The organism is Chitinophaga hostae, assembly GCF_018224885.1.
GTDB lineage: Bacteria > Bacteroidota > Bacteroidia > Chitinophagales > Chitinophagaceae > Chitinophaga > Chitinophaga hostae.
Window position 1 is genome coordinate 132,303 of record NZ_JAGTXB010000013.1, and the last position, 20,249, is coordinate 152,551.

The 20,249-nt window shown below is 46.0% G+C and carries 13 protein-coding genes; 8 read left to right on the plus strand and 5 right to left on the minus strand.

Annotation, left to right across the window (positions count from 1 at the left end; all coding sequences use genetic code 11):
* Window positions 1-17: 17 nt before the first annotated feature.
* Both KE626_RS23365 and KE626_RS23370 read left to right on the plus strand, forming a co-directional pair.
* Window positions 18-4,031, plus strand: coding sequence for a DUF5977 domain-containing protein (locus tag KE626_RS23365; RefSeq protein ID WP_211975420.1), 4,014 nt, complete (start codon window positions 18-20; stop codon window positions 4,029-4,031).
* A gap of 63 nt (window positions 4,032-4,094) precedes the next feature.
* The gene (locus tag KE626_RS23370) at window positions 4,095-8,651 is read left to right on the plus strand and encodes a DUF6443 domain-containing protein (protein WP_211975421.1); all 4,557 of its coding nucleotides are present in this window, start codon (window positions 4,095-4,097) and stop codon (window positions 8,649-8,651) included.
* Window positions 8,652-8,721: 70 nt separating this feature from the next.
* Here the strand turns inward: KE626_RS23370 and KE626_RS23375 are convergent, their stop codons facing one another.
* From KE626_RS23375 to KE626_RS23395, 5 genes are all read right to left on the minus strand, one after another.
* Complete coding sequence (locus tag KE626_RS23375; protein WP_211975422.1) at window positions 8,722-9,681, minus strand: endo-beta-N-acetylglucosaminidase H; 960 nt, start codon at window positions 9,679-9,681, stop codon at window positions 8,722-8,724.
* 167 nt (window positions 9,682-9,848) lie between these two features.
* Window positions 9,849-11,486 carry a SusD/RagB family nutrient-binding outer membrane lipoprotein gene (locus KE626_RS23380; RefSeq protein WP_249207646.1) on the minus strand — a complete coding sequence of 546 codons (1,638 nt, stop codon included), beginning with the start codon at window positions 11,484-11,486 and terminating at the stop codon, window positions 9,849-9,851.
* A gap of 27 nt (window positions 11,487-11,513) precedes the next feature.
* On the minus strand, window positions 11,514-14,801 hold the full coding sequence (locus KE626_RS23385) for a SusC/RagA family TonB-linked outer membrane protein (protein ID WP_211975423.1): 3,288 nt from the start codon (window positions 14,799-14,801) through the stop codon (window positions 11,514-11,516).
* A gap of 252 nt (window positions 14,802-15,053) precedes the next feature.
* Complete coding sequence (locus tag KE626_RS23390; protein ID WP_211975424.1) at window positions 15,054-16,229, minus strand: FecR family protein; 1,176 nt, start codon at window positions 16,227-16,229, stop codon at window positions 15,054-15,056.
* A 101-nt stretch (window positions 16,230-16,330) separates the two neighbouring features.
* Window positions 16,331-16,930, minus strand: a complete 600-nt coding sequence (locus KE626_RS23395) for an RNA polymerase sigma factor (RefSeq protein ID WP_211975425.1) — start codon at window positions 16,928-16,930, stop codon at window positions 16,331-16,333.
* Between the two features lie 301 nt (window positions 16,931-17,231).
* Here KE626_RS23395 and KE626_RS23400 point away from each other — a divergent pair, with 301 nt between their 5' ends.
* The 6 genes from KE626_RS23400 (at window position 17,232) to KE626_RS23425 (ending at window position 20,246) form a co-directional block, all read left to right on the plus strand.
* Window positions 17,232-17,723: a DUF4240 domain-containing protein gene (locus tag KE626_RS23400; protein ID WP_211975426.1), complete on the plus strand. Its 492-nt coding sequence runs from the start codon at window positions 17,232-17,234 to the stop codon at window positions 17,721-17,723.
* A gap of 11 nt (window positions 17,724-17,734) precedes the next feature.
* A complete protein-coding gene (locus KE626_RS23405; protein WP_211975427.1) occupies window positions 17,735-18,247 on the plus strand; it encodes a hypothetical protein in 513 nt (170 codons plus the stop codon).
* 250 nt (window positions 18,248-18,497) lie between these two features.
* Entirely contained in the window at window positions 18,498-18,998 is a 501-nt protein-coding gene (locus KE626_RS23410) for a hypothetical protein (protein ID WP_211975428.1), read from the plus strand.
* Window positions 18,982-19,458: a helix-turn-helix domain-containing protein gene (locus KE626_RS23415; RefSeq protein ID WP_211975429.1), complete on the plus strand. Its 477-nt coding sequence runs from the start codon at window positions 18,982-18,984 to the stop codon at window positions 19,456-19,458. Before KE626_RS23410 ends, KE626_RS23415 begins: the two co-directional genes overlap by 17 nt.
* Window positions 19,446-19,877, plus strand: coding sequence for a hypothetical protein (locus KE626_RS23420; protein WP_211975430.1), 432 nt, complete (start codon window positions 19,446-19,448; stop codon window positions 19,875-19,877). Before KE626_RS23415 ends, KE626_RS23420 begins: the two co-directional genes overlap by 13 nt.
* A 3-nt stretch (window positions 19,878-19,880) precedes the next feature.
* Window positions 19,881-20,246, plus strand: a complete 366-nt coding sequence (locus KE626_RS23425; protein ID WP_211975431.1) for a winged helix-turn-helix transcriptional regulator — start codon at window positions 19,881-19,883, stop codon at window positions 20,244-20,246.
* Window positions 20,247-20,249: the final 3 nt, after the last annotated feature.

Consider the following 20,249-nt stretch of genomic DNA (forward strand, 5'->3'; position numbering starts at 1 on the left):
TTAAACATTCAATAGCAATGCCCTATTCATTAAAATTGCTCAAAAAACTAATGGCGTTCATTGCCTGCTGTTTTTTCCTGGCGCCTTCCTATGCGCAAATAAACAGCGGCCTTGTACTGCCATCGCCTAACAACCGTTTTCTTGGAAATACGGCGGCTTTATCTTCTACCTCCGATGTAGGGGTAGACTTGTACACAGGATCGCTCATGGTAAACGTTCCGCTTTGCCAGGTGGTATCCAAAGACTTAACCATCCCTGTTTCCCTCAGCTATATCGGAGGCAAAGGGATTAAAGTACAGGACTTTGCCAGTCAGGCTGGATTAGGCTGGCTGGTAAATGCCGGAGGCAGCGTATCCCGCGTGGTACGCGCGTTTCCCGATGAACAATCAAACGGCTACCTCGGAACCGGGCATGCTGGTCAGCAGGTGGCTGCCTGGAAAGTCAGCGGCGCCGCATTGCCAGGCTCTTTTACTACCACACCGCCAACAAGCGATGGTGAACCGGATGTGTTTTTTATTAAAACACCCTTCTTCAGTTTCCAGTTTACATTCGACGAAAATGGTAATGCAGTGGTGTCTAATAACAATGGCGTGAAAATTATTCCCCGGAATTTTTTTAGCACCTCCAATTATTCCAACAGCTCTTTTGAGGCGATCGATGAAAATGGTACCCACTACTATTTTGGTTCTACCAGTGCATCAAAGGAGTACACGAATGCTACCATCTATGGCAATTCCAATACTTTCCCCAGTTCCTGGTACCTGGATAAAATTGCCACCTTCAATGATAAGGATGTAGTTACTTTCGATTACACCGCGGCGCCCGGCAACGACGCCCTGAATCACTATGGCGGCACCGTTACCTGGAATGCCTTTAATTCCAACTACGATACAGCCACACCCGTTACTACCACACTGGTACCACCGAAATATCTTTCCCGGATAAACGGTGGCTATGGAAAAATTGACTTTACCTATGCGTTTGATCGGCTCGATGATCCCAATGCTGCCAGGTTAGTCAACATCGTTCAATCCATTAATCAAACACCTTTTACGCTGAATACCTATACGTTTAGTCAGAGCTATTTTGGCTCGCCTTCAACCGACGCTAACCGCCTCCGGTTAAGACTCGATAGCATCCGGGTAAAGGGAAGCACCAGCACCACGGCTACTCCCATTACGATCCGCTCCTTTACCTATAACCTGGATCATCCCATTTCCAGCCGGAAAGCCTTCGCAGAAGTGGATTTATGGGGATACCAGAATTTTTATATACCAAAAACATTTACGCCTTTCCCGGGAAACAACAGGGACCCGGATCTGGCAGGTACTTTACTGGGTGTGTTAACAGGTATTAAAGAATTATCAGGAGGAAGCTGGAACATCCAGTTTGAACTGAATGACTTTAATAACAGCAATGCCAATAAAACGGTAGGCGGACTGCGTGTAAAACAGTTGTCCCAAACAATGCCCACCGGCGAAAACCTGTACAAGACCTACAGCTACACAGACGCAAGTAATATTTCTACCGGCAGGATATTCAGTCCTTCGTATACAATTATCGGGTATATCTGGGGTAGCGGTATAGGCGCCATTAACCAGGTGTTGTCTGAATGTCCGTCTGAAGTATATGACCTGAATGGAAATTTTGTTGGTTATTCTTCTGTAAAAGTTACAGAAAAAAATGGAGGCTATACCGTAGCTACCTTCTCTAATTTCAACGACTTCCCGGATTTGCTGAACTACCTGGATCCGCAACAGCAGAATGCAGTGCCGGATGTTACCTCTTCCACCAGCTATGCCTTTAAAAGGGGATTGCCACTCAGTGTAACCGTTTACAATGCGGCCAACCAGAAGATTTCGGAAGACCTGACACCGCTTACGGCTTATACAGCGTTAACCAGCCCGGCAGGGAAAAAATCATGGGGATATAAATGGAATACGGTATCGTATAGTCTGCCCGGTACTTCAGGGTATAATTCCTACAGCTCTGTTTATTTTACGCCCTATGAAAACTACCGGCTTACCACGCAGGTACACAGGGATTATGACCAACTGAACCCGTCGGCATTTTTGGAAACAACCACTACCTATACCTATTCCGCCGCCGATCTGCGACAGGTGAAAACCGCTACCACCATCGATTCCAAAGGGCAAACTTTTGTGAAAACCGTTTATCATCCGGGCGACAATGACATACCCCGGTTGGCAGCAGGGGAGCAGACTATTGCTACCGCCCTGGCAACCGCTAATAACGTAAGTGCGGTCATCCATCAAACGGAAAATAAAAATGGCAGTACAAGGGAAACACATAATACTTATACCGCTACGCAGATGGGAAGCGTACAGAATTTGTACCTGACTAAATCAGATCTCTATATCGGCGGTACCGCTATCAAACAGAAAACATTTAAGTATGATCCTTCTTCTTCCAATCTTTCAAGTGTAAAATTAACAGGAGGAAAGGCTACTGCTTACCAGTATGGTTATGATAACCTCTTACCCATCGCTGCCATAGATAACGCGGAAGATAATTTTACCATTTCATCGGCGCTGACCACGCAATATGGTTCAGTATGGACTACCGGTAACCAATACACGGCAACATTCACCAATGATGCGGTGGGGAACATTGTGTTGTCAGCCGTAGCATCGCCGGGTGAAACCTATAGCATCAACTATACTTTATCCGGCGCCGGCTCCGCATCCGGTACTTTATGTATCGCCCGATCTTCCACCACCTGTTCCAGCCCTGAATCGGTAACATTACCTAATATGCCGATAGGGAATTATACGATCACTGTTTCGGCGCAAGGTGGCAGCTCACCTTTCCACGGTGTGGGATATAGTTATAGTTACCTGAAGCCGGTGGTTACCGCTGCGCGCGGCTTTTTCTATGAAGGATTTGAGTCCGGCTCCAATACCATCCAGGGAAGCGCCCATGGAGGCAGAGGCTACTTCAGCGGTACTTACACCGTTAATTTCCCATTGCCGGATGCGCGGAAATATTTCCTGCAATACTGGACCTGGGTCAATGGCAAATGGTCCATCAGGCAGCAGGTATACACCGGTACTGTAGCCATTTCCGGCGTATTGGATGATATCAGGGTATTCCCTTCAGATGCCCTGCTCACCACCTTCAGCTATGACCCTCAGGTAGGAAAAATCAGTGAAACAGATCCTGCCGGTAATACCGTTTCCTATGAGTATGATGGATTGGGCAGGTTAAGTATTATCAGGGATAACGATAAAAATATTATCAGTAAAACATGCGTCAATTACTACGGTGGTCCTAACGGTTGCCCTGATGCACCGGTATACACCAATACGGTTTATACCAGGACATTCACCCGGAATAACTGTGCTGCCGGATATGCGCCGGGAGATGTAGTGTATACTGTTCCGGCCGGGAAATACAGCTCTGTCATCAGCCAGGCAGATGCCGATCAGCTGGCCGCCAACGAGGCTAACCTCAACGGGCAAACGAATGCCAATACGCTGGGCACCTGCTCGCTGATCTATAACAGCGCAGCTAAAAGCGGCGACTATACAAGGAACAATTGCCCCGTTGGATTTAACGGCACCACGGTTACCTATTCCGTTCCCGCTGGCCGCTATACTTCTATCATCAGCCAGGCAGATGCTGATCAGAAAGCGATCAACGACGTAACCACCAACGGACAGAATTATGCCAACACCAACGGATTGTGTAATTCTTCCCAGGTTCAGAAATATGGCTCCTTAACTTATAATGGCACCACGTCGGCTACCTTCACTTCTACGATACCCGGCGATATCAATTTGTCATTGAACGGAGAGCCACTCTATTACTATTCAATCTCCTATTCGCTTACTGGCGCAGCTTCCAGGAGTGGTACCCTGTGTGTGACCAGAACAAGTTATACCTGCGGTTCTCCGTCCAGCATTGTATTGAGCAATATGCCTGCAGGAACCTATACTATCAGTATATCTTCCAGCAGTGGCACTTCTCCTTACCGGACGTTAAACTACAGCTACTGGGGAGCGCCGTGATATCACGCGTGTTCACCGTACTAAGTCAGGGATATATGATCTGTTCCAAACAAAAAAAATATTATGAAGAAAAGTTTCATGCCATATAAAATGATCACTGCCGCAATTGTGTTGAGCTGCATATTGATCTTCCCTCTTCAGGCAAGAGGGCAACAAACACCACCGGCTCCTTATACGAGCCAGCTGCCGGTTAACAGCGTGCGTACCTGGAAAGCAAAAATTCCTATCGCTGCCGCCTCGACTATCAGTACAAAAACCAATGCGGAAGTAGAGCAGGTAACGGAATATACCGACGGATTGGACAGGCCCATTCAAACAGTGGTGAAACAAGCCAGCCCGGGCGGCTTCGACCATGTGATACCACATGTATACGACCTCTACGGAAGAGAACAGCTTCAATACCTGGCGTTTCCTTCCACTACTACCACCGGGGATATGAAATTGAATCCCATCCAGCAGCAGGTAGCCTTTTACAATACTTACCTCGCAGGGCAGACCGGAGAAACCAATGTGGGGGCCAGCAGCTTAAACTGGGCATACACCCAGCAGGCATTTGAAGCTTCTCCGCTCAACAGGGTTACTTCCAGCCTGGCAGCCGGTGCTAACTGGGTGGGCACCGCCACGCATACCACCAGTTCCCTTGCAGTTACCAATACCACCACAGATGCGGTGCGTATATGGAACGTAGCGGCTGCCCGCGGTAGTCTGCCTGCTACAAGCGCGGTATACGCGGCGGGTAAATTGTTTAAAACAATTAATAAAGATGAACAGGGACATCAGACAATAGAATTTAAAGATAGCTACGGACAGCTTATCCTGAAAAAAACACAGCTGACCGCCACTGCCGACAATGGCGCTGGCAGCGCACATGCCGGCTGGATAAACACCTACTATGTATACGACGACTATGGTATGGTACGCTATATTATACCAGCCGCCGCAGTTAAACAAATTGATGGCACCTGGTCGGTAACACAGGCATTGGCGGATGAGTTGTGTTATCGTTTTGAATACGACAATGCAGGGCACCTGGTCATCAAAAAAATACCCGGTACACCCGCAGCAGGTGCGGGCGAAGTAAGAATGGTGTATGATCAGCTGGACAGGTTGGTGATGCAGCAGGATGGAAACCTGCGCTCACAGCAGAAATGGGAATACTTTAAGTATGATAATCTCGACCGTCCTGTAGAAACAGGTTTGATCACCGATCCCACTAATTACAATAATCTCGACGCACACCTCAATGCGGCAAAGGTCAGTACTGCTTATCCCAATGTTGCATCTTATACTTCAGAGATGTTGCGACAAACATTTTATGATGATTATTCCTGGATGAACAGCACTACTGCTTCTACACTCACTGCTACTATCAATAGTACGGCCAACGGAACAGGCAACAGTAACTTCCTGACGTCTTATAATACTGCTCCCGATTATGCACAGCCCATGACCCAGAGTATTATGACTGCGGGCAGGCAAACCGGTAGTAAAGTGAAAATTATTGGTACTGCCAGTCAGTATGAATACACCGTGAACTTTTATGATGACCGTGGCAATAATATCCAGGTGCAACGCATCAACATTACCGGCGGTACTGATATTGCCACCAGGCAGTATAACTGGCAGGGACTGGTGATCGGTGACCTGGCTACGGAAAACAAAGGAGGAACCAATGCACAAACGCATCTGCTGTTTTCAAAAAATACTTATGATGCCAACAGGCGCTTGCTGACGGTGACCAAAAAACTCACTTCCGGCGCTATTACCACTACTTCGGTGATAGCTTCCAATACTTATAATGAACTGGGTTTACTGAAAAAGAAAGTGCTGGCGCCTGCCTATAACAGCAACGCCGGCCTGGAAAGCCTGAACTATGATTATAATATCCAGGGATGGCTGCTGGGAGTAAACAGAACTTACTTATCCAATGCCAGCCAGAACTATTTCGGATATGAAGTAGGATATGATAAGGCTGCGTCTGTGGCAGCGGGCAATAGCTATACCACACCTGCATTTAACGGCAACACCGCCGGCGTAACCTGGAAAAGTAAGGGAGATGGGATCAACAGGAAGTTTGATTACACCTACGACAACAGTAACAAGCTGTTAACATCACCATTTCTTCAGAATTCAACAGCAGCTACCTGGGACAAAAGTTATATCGACTTTTCGGTTAACAATATAGGTTATGATGTAAATGGAAATATTTCCGCGCTGAACAGAAATGGTTTCCAGCTTGGCGGTTCCGCTACCATCGACAATCTTACCTATTCGTATATGAATGGTAACGTGAGCAACCGCTTACTGAATGTGATGGATGCCGCCAATAACGCACAAACAACGTTAGGCGATTTTCATTATCCTACCGGTAAAACATCTGCGCAGGTAGATTATACCTACGACGCGAACGGGAATTCACTTACAGATTATAACCGCGGCATCACCAGCAATATCAGTTATAATACACTGGACCTGCCCCAGACTTTCAGCATTGGCACCAAAGGCACTATACAGTATGTGTATAATGCATTGGGGGAGAAACTGCAGAAGACAACCACGGAGAATAACGCCACTGTTAAATACAATAACGTTAGCTATACTACTAACGTAACCACCACTACGCGTTATATCAATGGGTTTACTTACGGATCTCTTGCTTACAGTAATGCCGCCCTTGCCCCGTTGCAGTTTACAGATAAGTTGTTGTTTGTAGGACATGACGAAGGTCGTATCAGGGCGCTTTACAACAATGCCTCAGCGCCCGCTACACTCACCGGTTACGCTTTCGACTATTTCGTTACCGACCAGCTGGGTAATACCCGTATGGTGTTGACGGATGAAGCGCAAACTGATGTTTATCCCGCCGCCACCCTGGAGAATGCAACCTACAATGGCGGAACTGCACAGGCTTTTGAAAGCCAGTTTTATGATATCAAACCGGCCAATATAAAGTCAGGTACCACACTGCCATGGCTGGCCAGCGCCAGTGGCGGGGTTTACCAGAACCAGAATAATAATGGAAATCCAACTAATACCGTAAATCCTTACAGTAATACAACCGCCAACAGTGATAAGCTTTACCTGCTGAACGGACAAACAGGCGATAAAACAGGATTGGGGATAACGATCAAAGTGATGGCGGGCGACAGAATTTCCATCTTGTGTAACAGCGTATGGCATAGCACAGGTGTAGCACCCACCAGTTATCCCATTACTTCTGCGCTGGCGTCGTTTGTAAATGCCTTCGCGGGTACAGCAGTGGTTACTTCCAGCTTGCACGGTGTTAGTACCAACCTTAATAGCGTAAGTGCTACAACGGTTCCATTAAACACCATGCTGGGAAGCACGCCTAATCAGCCTAACCCAACGGTAGCGCCCAAAGCGGCTGTTAACTGGATATTGTTTGATAACCAGTTCCGGCCCGTGAGTAATGGTACTGACCTGGTCAGCAATTTACCGGATGTGGTAAAGCGCCATTCGAACCTTAGTCAGCCAATGAGCAAAAGCGGCTATCTCTACATTTACTGCAGCAATGAAAGCAACCTGGATGTATATTTTGATAACCTGCAGGTGGTGAATACGAGAGGGCCATTGCTCGAAGAAACGCATTATTATGCAGATGGATTAACCATGGCCGGTATTAGCGACAGGGCGTGGAACAAGCTGCCCAACCGCTACGGCTACCAGGGGAAAGAAGCGCAAACGCAGGAGTTTACGGATTATTCCGGTTTGGAAATGTATGACTTCGGCGCCAGGTTCTATGATCCGCAGCTGGGCGCATGGCATAATCCGGATGCTTCCGATCAGTATGGAAGCCCTTACATGGCCATGGGAAATAACCCCGCGATGTTCGTTGATCCTGATGGAAAAGATGCGATACTGGCTGCTATCATTATCACCGCGGTATTCTCCGGGTTGCAGAAAGGGTTATCAAATGTTATGGATAACAAGAGCTTCTTTGGTGGATTCTGGCGTGGCGCCCTGGTAGGAGGAGCTTCAGCGGCCCTTTCGGCCTACTTCCCCGGCGGCGGTTCGTTTATTGAGCAAATTGCCTGGGGAGCAGGAAAAGGTGTGGTGATGGGGGCAGTGAGTGCAGCAGTATACAATGAAAACCTGTGGAAAGATGTGCGTAACGGGTTTATCTCCGGTAGCATCACGGCTGCTGCTTCCGCAACAAAAGAATCTTATACCAATATGAAAGCCGGGTACGGATGGGGTACCAACGATGGCCGGATGAATAAGATGGTAGGGGATTTTAAAAATGCAACTACGGACGCGGCAAGAATCGCGGCAGGAGACAGGGCAACCGGCTATGTGGCGGAGAAACTGAATATCTCCAAAGCCGATGTGAGATTCTCCCTGTCGCAGTCTAACCAGATGGTTATAAAAGATGTTCAGCATGGAACGATCACCATTGGCCCTGATGCATTTAAATTCCATGGCGGATATTTAAAGCAAACTATCAAGGGGGCGTACAAAGACTACATGAAAGAATTTAAATTAAACCTGAAGGCGCCTTCCGTGAAACCTAAAACAGGCTTTACTTATGTGCCTAATAATGATTTCATGTTCAGGGATCTGTTATTTACAGAATCGTTCCTGCTCATGGGCGGTAAATGATGTGATTACCGTAAAAAAGAAACGGCGCCTTTATACAGAGGCGCCGTTTCTTTTTTATGTATAATGATCCTCAGGGCGTATACGTTACGCTGCTGCCGTACAATATGTTGGAAACACCTGAAAAATAAGTATGCTTATCGGTACTGGTGAGGTTATACCATAAATACACACCATAGCCATTATTTTTTGTTTGTGTGGCCAGTGAATTAGCGGTGCTCTGACTGGTGGCCTGGATATCCACTGCAGCGGGTCCCAGGTTGCTCTTAGGTAGTCCTGCTACATTTGGCACAGAATAGCTGCCATAAATAGCATTCCAGCTGTAGTTAGCTAAGTCGCCTATTTTTTTACCACCCCAGGAAAGCCGGGAAGCTGCCGGGCCATAGTAGTAAAATGAAATGATTTTGGAAGGCATTAGTTTACGCAGTTCATCCACCAGCATTACAAAGGAACTGTCGTTGGGTTGTGTAGTACCGTTGTTGCCATACTCTGCGTATTCATCATCAAAATCAATTCCATCCAGGCTGTAGTAAGTAACGGTGTCGCTGAGTTGTTTTGCAAAGGCGGCAGCGGCAGTTCTGCTGGTGAAATTACAGAAGCCGGCGCCCTGGTGGTTACCCAGTATAGAGAGCAATACTTTCATGCCTTTGTTCTGTAAAGGCACTATTTGTGTAGCCCTGTTCACCAGCACATTCGATACATTGGGATTGTTGGATAATACCGCCTTGTGGGTGGTGGTATTATAGTTGATGTTGGCAGCAAAGATGATGGCAATGTCAAACAGTTGTTGTCCGCCGGTAGTTAGCGTGTACTTGCCTGTATTCAGTAAACTATTGCTGTTTACTTCTACATAACAAACAGATTTGCCACCTGCTTTTGTAACAGTTTCAGTGTGGGCGGATGATTTACCTCCGCTATTCAGCGGATCGTTTTTTTTGTCATTTTCTTTCCGGCAGGAAGTGGTGAAAAACAGGGCTGCAGCCGCAGTAGCGCCTACGGCCATCAGCCGCAGGGTGTGGAGTTTGGGTTTCATTACCAACGTGTTTAGATGATTAAAAAAATGGGTTCAGTTTTTGGTTGTGGGTTTCCAGGCTTGTGGATCTAATAACAGGTATGCTCGTGCAATGCTCAGGCTAACGTTGAATGTTATATAACCGGTGACTGGCAACCTGGCCAGCCACCGGTGGGTGGAATATTATTTTATTTGCCGGTATCCCACCAGAGGCGTGTACCGCCATTATCCCCGGTGCCGCCCAGCAGTTTAACGCCTGCTGCAACGGTGGCGGGATTGGTGTTGTATTCATTTTGCGGATAAGGCAATCTCCTGATTTGTACAGCAGTTGAGATGGCGCCGCCGCTGTTGTTGTGTATTACAGGGAACAACTTTGGAAAGCTTGTCCTGCGGAATTCTGTCCAGGCTTCCTGTCCTTCAGGGAACATGGCCAGCCATTTCTGAGTAATGATACGTTCCAGTTTTACGCTATCCCGCGCAGCATTATCCCATTTAATGGTGATCTTAGACGGGTTGGCAATGGTGTCCTTTAACCTGGGGTCAACAGAGGGGGCAGGGCGGCTGCTGTCATTGTTAAGATAACCGCCTGGCGCCGCTTTCCACTGTGCCATAGAAGTGGTAATACCTTGCTCATATAACTGTTGCATGGTTCCGCCTGCGTTGGACCAGCCGCGGTATACCGCTTCTGCCCGCAGGAAATATACCTCTGCCGCTGTCATCAGTTGCACCGGTGTTTTCAATGTAAAAGAGGGCGTGCCGTCGTTGGTATTGAGAGAGGAATAACCAACATAATCTTTTTTATCATTAGCGCCGGTGATGCTGCCCATGCGGATACCAACATATTGGGCGGGAAAAGTAGCATCGGTTGATTTATCCATGTACTTTCCTACGCGCGGATCGTTAAAGCCGGTCAGGAAGCATTGCAGCGTGGCATTGATACGGGTATCGGCCCAGTTCTGGGCAATAAATACCAACGGGTTGGTGAAATCGCCGGTTACCTTTACCAGCATGTTATCGGCATTGTCTGTCAACACGCCGCCATTGGCAGGGTCCATCGCTTTTTCAGCTTCCTGTTTTGCCATATTCTTGTCGGCCTCGGAGATGTGCATGGCGAGGCGTAAGCGGAGTGAATTGGCAAACCGCAGCCATTGGGTAAAGTTACCGTTGTATACGAGGTCAAAGCTTCCGAAATTAAATGGCAGGGCCGTGCCGCTGCTGATCTGGGTGCGTAACGCTTTGCTGGCGGTATCCAGTTCCAGGAAGAAACGTTTGTAAATATCCTGTTGGCTGTCGTAAGGAACAGTGCCCGTCTCACCAACACGGCTATACGGAATAGGGCCGTAAATATCAGTTACACGACTCATACCTGTTACCTGTAAAATTTGCGCTACTGCCCATACTGCCGGGTAAGTGTTTTCAATACCTGTTTTCCGGAGCCTGGCAATAGGCGACATAATGCTCAGGTAGCCTACTTTATAGGCTTCTCCATTCCAGCCGCTTACCAGTCCGTAGTTCATATTGGTGTTACCACCAAATGGATTGGGCGACATAAAGTAACCGGAGAAACAATCTGCATTCAGGTTTTGCTGCACCTGGAAAGAGTTCGGATCTCCACCACCGGAGAAGTTGTAAATAGCCATCTGGGTAGACTTCAGATACAGGCCCAGGTTATTAAAATCTGCGGCCAGCTGATCTTCTGTTACGCCGGTATTATTCGTATTATATCTTTCGAAATTTTTTGTACATGCACTCAGGCCAGCCACCAGCAATGCTACCCCGATCCATAAACCGGATTTGTAGCTATGCATTTTATTTGGAAATTTCATCGTTTGTCAGTTTTTGCGTGAATGATTTTAGAAAGAAGCATTTAATGTAAGACCATAGCTGCGGGTAGCCGGTAACATAAACACATCTACACCTCCAAGTCCGTTTGAAGTAGACATGGTTTGCTCAGGATCAAAAGGTGCTTTCTTAGAGAAGTAAAACAGGTTACGGCCGGTCAGTGAAAACTTCAGCGTTTTCAAAAATGAATTGGATACCGGTACGGTATAACCTAATGCAGCTTCTCTCAGTCTTACAGTGGTAGCGCTGTACAGGTACTCTGCGGAAGCGCCTTCTCTGCCGCCTGCTACTGAATACCATTTTTGTGCATCTACGGAAGTAACAGGTTGTTTATCCGCACCAACACCGTTTACTTTAACGCCACCGGCATCGCGTGCATCGCCACTGGCTTTGGATACGCCATAGTAATCCATCATCGCCTGGGTAACTGACATGACTTTACCGCCAAATTTACCATCGATCAGGAATGACAAAGTGAAGTTGTTATATACAAAGTTGTTATTCCATCCCAGCTGCCATTTGGTATTGGCATTGCCGAGGTATACCATGTCGCCGCCCTGTTTAATAGGCTTGCCGTCTTTATCGATCATTACGCGGCCTTCTGCATCGTGCTGCAATACCGTACCATAAATATCACCAAAGGAACCACCCACTTTAAACTGGGAAGCATAGTTGGCGCCTGAAGCGCCGCTTAATGTAAAGCGGTCCGCCAGCGGCGACAGCTCTATGATCTTATTGTCGTTAGTGGCAAAGTTGAATCCTGTGTTCCATTGCAGTTTGGTATGACGCAATACGTCATAACGCAATATCGCTTCCACACCCTGGTTCTGAATGTTACCCGCGTTAATAAAGTAAGTATCAAAGAGGGTAGCATTAGGTGCATTAATCTGCATGGTTTGGTTGGTGGTATTTGTTTTATAGTAGGTGAGATCTATACTCAGTCTGCTATCAAAAAAACGCCATTCTGTTCCCAACTCCAGTGATTTTGTTTTTTCGGGTTTCAATGTACGGAAAGGCGCGGCTACGCTAACAATGGGTGTACCGCCGGTACCTAATGTGTTAGGCGCAGGATTACTCTGGTAAGTTAAAGGCGAGTTACCTACTATGGCGTAGGAGCCGCGTACTTTAGCATAGGTAATCTGTTCCGGCAGTTTTGTCAGCTGGCTCAGTAATACGTTTAAACCGGCAGAAGGATAGAAGTAAGACATCTGCGGCGTAAACGCCAGGTTAGAAGCCCAGTCGTTACGGGCAGTCAGATCCAGGTACAACCAGTCTCTATAAGAAATGTTGGCGCTGGCAAAAACTGATTGCCATTGTCCGTGATTTTCCAGTTGTGTACCGGAATTACGGCCATTGAGTGTTTTAATATTCTGAACAGTGAAAACGTTCGGTATATATAAACCATCCTGTCCGGAGTTAAGGAATACGCCGGTTGTTTTTACATCGCGGATGCTTCCGCCTACAACGCCTGTGATTTTAAAATCATTTACAGGTATGTTGAAGTTGGCAATCAGGTCACCATACTGTTGCGTGGTGGTACTGTTGTTGTAATTGTATAAACCATTGGCCGGGGCTACTGCTTTCTGCGAGCTGGCGTAGATTTTTTGTTCATATACATCGCTGATACGGTCAATACTTCCTCTTGCCTGTACATTCAGCCAGGAATTGATATCGTATTTCAGGTTGGCATTAGCCAGTATCCTGTTGCGGGTAAGACTATTGGTATTGCGGTTCAGAATCCACCATGGATTCTGCTGCACATCTTCATCAAATGGCCAGTTTTGTGCGTTCAGGAAGTTCCTGGAAGGATCTGGTTTTTCGAACTGATCTTTATAAGGTCTGATATCCTGGCCGCGCGGGAACAAATATAAGCCAGTAAGCGGATTGAAATACAAACCGGAAAGTGGTGTGTTGTCAATCTTCTGGGTCATATAATTGATGTCGGCAGAAGCGGTCAGTTTATCATTGAGGAATTTTCCTGTTTCTTTAAAGTCCAGGTTATGGCGGCCGAGTTTATTGCCTGGCTCTATGCCCCTGGCAGAGGTATTGGCATAAGAGAAGTAGGTCTGCATTTTCTCTGAACCGGCGGAGAGACTGATAGCGTTGGTAAAATTGGTGCCATTCTGGAAAAAAGTAGAGAGGTTATCAGGAGCACTGTTGATTTTATCTCCCCAGCTTTGAGCAGAACCTTGTTTGGTGGTATCGTAGTGATTCTGGAATTCGGGCTTATAAGCTGCCTGGGTAATGTTGAACCCGGAGGAGAAGTTGATCACAGTGCGACCGGCTTTACCGCTTTTGGTAGTAACGATGATGACGCCGTTGGCGCCCTGGCTGCCATACAAAGCTGCTGCGGAAGCGCCTTTCAGCACCGAAATGCTTTCTATGTCTTCCGGGTTCAGGTTGGAGATAGGATCTCCGCCATCGTAGGCAGTGCTGCCACCGTATATGCTGGTAGGCTGGTTGGTGAGGGTATTGTTCATGGGTACCCCATCGATTACATACAGGGCCTGGTTGCTGCCGAGTCCTGATTTGTTACCGCGGAGAATTACCTTGGCGGAACCGCCTACACCGGAGGCGCTGGAGGAAATCGTTAAACCGGCTACTTTACCATTCAGGGTGTTTACCAGGTTGGCGTCTTTTGCTTTGGTGAGCTCCAGGCCATCAAGTTGCTGGGTGGAATAAGTAATGGATTTATCGGTTCTTTTAATACCGAGTGCCGTTACTACTACTGCCCCCAGCTGGGCGTCCTGGATGGCCATGGTTACCTGTATATTGGTTTCGGTGCCCACGGTGATCTGTTTGGTTTCATACCCCACAAAGCTGATGATCAGGACATTGCCGGGATTGGCCGCTACACTGAAGGCGCCTTCCACATTGGTGACGGTGCCTTTGGTAGTACCTTTTACCTGGATAGATACACCGATGAGGGGTTGTCCTTTGGCATCGGTAACCTTTCCCTGAATGGTGATGGGCTGTACCGCTTCGATGCCTGTTGCTACTGTGGCGGCTTTGGGGCTGATCACGATTGTTTTGTCTACGATGCTGTAGTTAAACAGTTTGTTATTCAAACAGGCGTTCAGCACCTCGGAAAGGGTGGCCTGATTCATATTCAGGTTTACCGGAGGTGCTTTCTCCAGCAATTTTTCGTCATAGATAAATTCATAACCTGTCTGGCGGCTGATACTGTTGAACACATCATAGAGCGGAAGGCGCTTCCCTTTGATGGTAACAGACTGGGAGAATGTTTTGGCGCTCAGATTAAGGGTGAATACCAGTGTCAGTATTGCAGTTAATCTCATAATTAACAATAATTTTCTTTGCATAGGCCCTCCTTTACAGGGGACTTTGCAGGTACCAAGTAGTTCCATACTTTTGTGTTGTTGGCTTAATAATTCAATTTTCTAAATGATTCAGGGAGTTGGGTTGCCATCTATCGCCGGGAGCATTGCAGTGCTTCCGGTTTTTTTACAACCGGTAGTGGAATTAATCACGTCTTCATAACATACAATAGTTTTAAAATGATGAATTCATAAGTGGACAAATAGCATTGTTTACTGTGGATCGTATGGCCTTACCAGGATCCTGTTGTCGTTAATATCAAAGTGAACGCGTTTTGTTGTTGACAGTATTTTGAACAGGGAGCCGGCATTTTCGCGCCGGGAAATGATCCCTGTTAAACGGATGTCTGACAGATCACCCTCGTACATGACTTCTATATTGTACCACCTGGCTATTTGCCGCATGATGGTTTGTATGCTGGTATTGCGGAAGCGGAATTTGCCGTCTTTCCACGCGAGTGTTTGTTCCAGGTCTGCTTTTTCGATCAGGAAGTCCGGGCTGCCTTTACTGAGGTTACCGGCGAAACCGGGTTTCAATATACTTTTCATATGGCCGTTCACCAGTTGTACGGCGCCGCTTTCGAGGGTAGTGGTAATGGCTTCTTCATCCGGATAGGCCATTATATTGAAGCTGGTACCCAGCACATTTACATCCATGTTGGATGTTCCCTTTACTTTTACACGAAACGGTTGCTGCGCATTGGCGGCAATCTGGAAGTACCCTTCTCCCGAAATCTCCACCAGTCTTTCTTTCCCGGTAAAAGCAGTAGGGAAGCGGATGCTGCTGGCGGCATTTAACCATACCTTGCTGCCGTCGGCCAAGGTAAGCTGGTATTGTCCTCCGCGCGGCGTTACCACCGTATTATACACCACTTCTGAAGGAGCGCCTTCCGGTTTATAGGCCAGTCCCTCGTCTGTATTAAGGATGCTGGTATTGCCCTGTTTGGCCAGTGCACCAATATTGGCACTGTCGAGCGGAATGGTTTTACCATCTGCGAGTACCAGCATCGCCTTGTTGCTGCCGGGTTCCAGGCTCTGCCTGCTTTCGGTGGCTACCGGTGTGGCGGGCTGCTGCCATTTTATATAAAGACCGCCAGCTGTTAATACCGCGCCGAGCACGGCTGCTGCCGCTGCATAACGTAGGATACTGATACTGCGGGTTGTTTTTTGCGGTGCTGGTTGCAGGATGTTTTGCAGTATCGCTGTTTCATCTTCCTCTTGCCAGCCACTGTCTGGTACCGCACTGTAAAGGGCTGCCAGTATATCTGCTTTGATTTCCGGCTCATAATCGCCGTCTGCCACAATGGTTTTAAGCCGCAGCAGTTCTTCCTGGCTGATCCGGCCCTGTTTGTATTTTTCCAGTAATAGCTGTACTTCCGTCGTGGACATATTCAAAGTTTAGGAAGGTTGATAGGGGTAAAGACGAGCGGCAAACAAAAAAGGAGTATCCCGGGTAAAAATTTTTTTGGGGGCGGGGGAGAAGGGAACCGTTAGCGGAATAACGTAATCAAAATCAATAGCAGGGGCAGCATATCATTTTGTATCCGGGCCTTTACAAAAGCGCGTACCGCGTTCATGGCCAGGCTCATTTGTTTTTTAACGGTGTGAACAGAAATATTCAGCTGCATGGAGATTTCTTCGTTGCTCCAGCCCTGTTTTCTGGCCAGATATACTTTCTTCCTTTCGGGGGGTAAACCAGCTACCGCCTTATCTAGTATCGCATCGTATTCCCGCTGTAACAGGAGATGGTCCGTATCGTTTTGGGTGGCGGGCTGGTTCTTAACATGAAGGTCGTAAGCTTTCAGGCGCACCAGCTGTTTTTTGAAACCATCATAGATATGGTTACGGGTAAGGATAAAGAGATAGTCGCGGAAGCTTTTTACCTGCTGCATATCAGCTCTTTTCAGCCACACTTTCATGAATACTTCCTGTACAATTTCTTTTGCCAGCCCGTTATCTTTCAGGTAAAGCATGGCCACATCAAATACCTGCTGACTGTAATGCCGGAATATAAGGGTATAAGCCTCCCCGTCGCCCGTGGCAACCCGCGCTAGTAGTTCTTGCTCATGCGGTAGGGAGATATTTGGCAAAGTTGTTGGTTTATACGCCCTTACAAAATCAATAAACAGGGTAAATTTAGGGGACCGGAAATTAATAATAAAATAATTTATACAGGGAGAGACCTGGCGCGGAGGATTTACAAATTAAATGAAATTATTATGTAATTTCAGCAGATGCGGGAACGTTATTCAGAGATGTCACTGCAATCGTCACTGCAGTATCTGCGTATTTTGCTGCTGTCACACAATAGACACGAACCGGGGTTACTACGCATTTACAATGCGCTTGCAAGGTATATATTACACTCATAATACTAAATGCTACCCTCTTATGAACGATTTTAAATTCTGGCAGATTATTGAAGACGCCTGGGCTGCATCACCATCTCTACTGGAAACACGGAACATGGTATTAAAAACCAATGACGCCATTCTGATAGAAGATCTGACCGGGGAAGTATACGGTGCTATTACCAATAATATCCGGGATCTGTTACTGGAACTCAATAAAGAAGAACTGACCGCTTTTAATCATCTCATGGAAGAAAAACTCTTCCGGATAGACAGGGAAGATATTCATGAATACACGGACGGATCTGATGACGGATTTCTCTATTGCCGTTGTTTTATTGTAGGGATGGGCAGGGGTTATTATGAAATGATTGAAGAAAATCCTTCCAAAGCTACCTGTGATGCAGAGGCCGAAATAGTTGGATTCATTGGCTATATGGTATACCAGGAATTATTTGGCGAAGAATTTGAACGTAACACCATACACTGTATTGAAACCTGTTCCAACGCAAAAGGATGGGAACGCGAATAAAAAGGATAGCTATGGCAGAAGAAATTTATGGTATCGATAAAGATCATGCACATCCCAGGGCAACCGAACTGATTCCGGAAGATTTTTTCTGGGATTGTATGGATGAACTGGCGCCTTTTGGCTCCGAGGAAGGAGATGTTGCGCTGGCCGATTTCCGCGAATGGCGGAGATTCAACCGGACTACACCGCTGATGGAGTACCTGAAATCTGTGGTCGAGTCGCTGGGGAATATGAGATTTGAAGACTACAATGAAGAGCTGCTTGACAGGGATCAGATGAAATGTCAACTGGAAGACCCCTCATTTAATCACGACTACTACATCTTTGCCCTGGATACAACTATTATCGCGGCAGGATTTGGACAACTGGTGGATGAAGGAACCATAGATGCAGCCATCAGACCTGTGGTCAGCATCGCGCTTGAACGGCAAATTGCCTGGTCGTTGTTATCAGAAAGCTGCTCCTATGCAGAACAGCATATCGGTTATCTGAATATCATGCAACGCGCACTGGAAGAAATATAAAAGTGTGCATTAGTTTTCTCAAATGATGTCGGAATTCCTCTTTGATCAATATTAAAGCAGCACATAGAATATAGCTGCATGTTTGTTTCCCGCATCTCCGTATACGCCCGATTCTTTATTACTATTAAGCTGAAGGAAAGTTTATTTTCAAGTTAAAATTCACATGATGTAAATGAAGGTAAACCTGCCTATTTTAACTTTTAAGTTAAAATAAGGCGGATTCTAATTATCTTTGTAAAGCAGGCAATAAGTGAATTACGAAATAGTAGAACTGGAAAATTTATCAGGTAGCCAGGCAACCATCTATTCTGTGATAATGGAAAATGATGAGGTTACCCTCTTTGATCATTTCATACTTGAAAATAGTGCCACAAACAGAGATGAAGTGAAATTTATTTTGGGAAGATTACTGGAAATAGGAGAGAACACCGGGGCCAGAGATATTTTCTTTAAACACAATGAAGGGAAACCTGGTGATGGCGTTTGTGCTTTATATGATCTTCCGGACAGTCAACTTCGTCTGTATTGTATAAGATATGGTAACTCAGCAGTGCTGCTGGGTGGAGGAGGCCCTAAATCGCGCAAAATAAGATCCTGGCAGGAAGATCTCAAACTCTCCAGGGAAGCCACTAATATGATAAGAATTTCAAAGGATATATTAGAGAGAATGTTGGATGGTGAGATAAGATGGTCCGGAGATGGTATGCAATTATTAGGAAACTTAATTTTTTCAAATGATGATGAAGCATAAAAAATCAGCAAGAAAATATAATAGTGCACCTGCTGGTAATTTGTTAGGAGAAATTAGCGCCCTGGAGGCAATGCAGTTAAAAACTAAAATGTCTTTGGCAGCTCGCCTGGATGACCTCCTTAAAGCAAAAGGCTTAGGGAAAAGTGAATTTGCGGAAATTGTAAAAAAGAATCCATCTGAAATTACGAAATGGTTAAGCGGAACACAAAACTTTACGCTTGATATTTTAGTTGAAATAGCGGTAGCCTTAGGTGTTCCGGTTACCGAATTATTTGTGGAGAAAAAAGCAGATCGGATAAATTGGATTCATCTTTCTGTAAACGTTAAAGAAGTGGAACAAAGCATTCAGTATAAAACACCTTCATACATTGTAGAGAGTGTTCATGAGCGTTGCTGGCATAATGAACAGGAAGTCCATCCATCCCACGTTGTATTTACTGATAAATTATGTCAAAAATAAAACAGGCCAAACATTTTTCTGAATTAAAGTTGGAAGCAATTGAATTGCTGGGCAATTCATTGCATTTGCCCGGTTCTGATATATCATTGAATAGTTTTCATTTCAATATTGATATTGATAATAAAGCAGATCATGATAGTATGCGGTTGTTTGCAATTATCAGTATTGAAATATTAAGTGAAGATAAAAACCATATTTTAGGAGCGGTCGCACTCAGCTGTATTTACACAATAAATAATTTTGATGAACTTGTAAAGAATGATTCAGGACAGATCACGGGTATGCCCAAAAAGTTGATAGAAAAAATAAATGCTATTTCCTTAGCCACTACCAGAGGCGTTATGTTTTCCATCTTCAAAGGAACATTTTTACATAATGCCTTGTTACCAATTATTGATGCTCAAACAATTCCAGCCTGACACATGATCACACTCAATGATAAAACATACACCTGCCCGGTCGATGTTACACTGGGCTTTATTGGTGGTAAATGGAAACTGCTGATCCTTTTTCACCTGCATTATTTCACAAAAAAAAGCTACGCGGAAATCAGGGATAACCTACCCGGTATCTCAGAAAAAATGCTGAGTCAGCAATTGAAAGAATTGGAAAGGGACAGGTTGATCGAAAAACAGGTCATCTCGAAAAAGCCCTACAGGGTTGAATATAGTCTCACCACAGAAGGGAAATCTCTTTCTCCGCTGTATGAGTTTGCCAGCAAATGGGGAATAGCTTACCTGGAAAAGCATGGTATCGACTATATCCGGGATCAACATTTATATAAATAACTG

Excerpts from the sequence above, each read along its gene's own strand:
- KE626_RS23365 (WP_211975420.1), top strand. The coding sequence starts at position 18 with ATGCCCTATTCATTAAAATTGCTCAAAAAACTAATGGCGTTCATTGCC.
- KE626_RS23370 (WP_211975421.1), top strand. The coding sequence starts at position 4,095 with ATGAAGAAAAGTTTCATGCCATATAAAATGATCACTGCCGCAATTGTG.
- KE626_RS23375 (WP_211975422.1), bottom strand. The coding sequence starts at position 9,681 with ATGAAACCCAAACTCCACACCCTGCGGCTGATGGCCGTAGGCGCTACT.
- KE626_RS23380 (WP_249207646.1), bottom strand. The coding sequence starts at position 11,486 with ATGAAATTTCCAAATAAAATGCATAGCTACAAATCCGGTTTATGGATC.
- KE626_RS23385 (WP_211975423.1), bottom strand. The coding sequence starts at position 14,801 with ATGAGATTAACTGCAATACTGACACTGGTATTCACCCTTAATCTGAGC.
- KE626_RS23390 (WP_211975424.1), bottom strand. The coding sequence starts at position 16,229 with ATGTCCACGACGGAAGTACAGCTATTACTGGAAAAATACAAACAGGGC.
- KE626_RS23400 (WP_211975426.1), top strand. The coding sequence starts at position 17,232 with ATGAACGATTTTAAATTCTGGCAGATTATTGAAGACGCCTGGGCTGCA.
- KE626_RS23405 (WP_211975427.1), top strand. The coding sequence starts at position 17,735 with ATGGCAGAAGAAATTTATGGTATCGATAAAGATCATGCACATCCCAGG.
- KE626_RS23415 (WP_211975429.1), top strand. The coding sequence starts at position 18,982 with ATGATGATGAAGCATAAAAAATCAGCAAGAAAATATAATAGTGCACCT.
- KE626_RS23420 (WP_211975430.1), top strand. The coding sequence starts at position 19,446 with ATGTCAAAAATAAAACAGGCCAAACATTTTTCTGAATTAAAGTTGGAA.
- KE626_RS23425 (WP_211975431.1), top strand. The coding sequence starts at position 19,881 with ATGATCACACTCAATGATAAAACATACACCTGCCCGGTCGATGTTACA.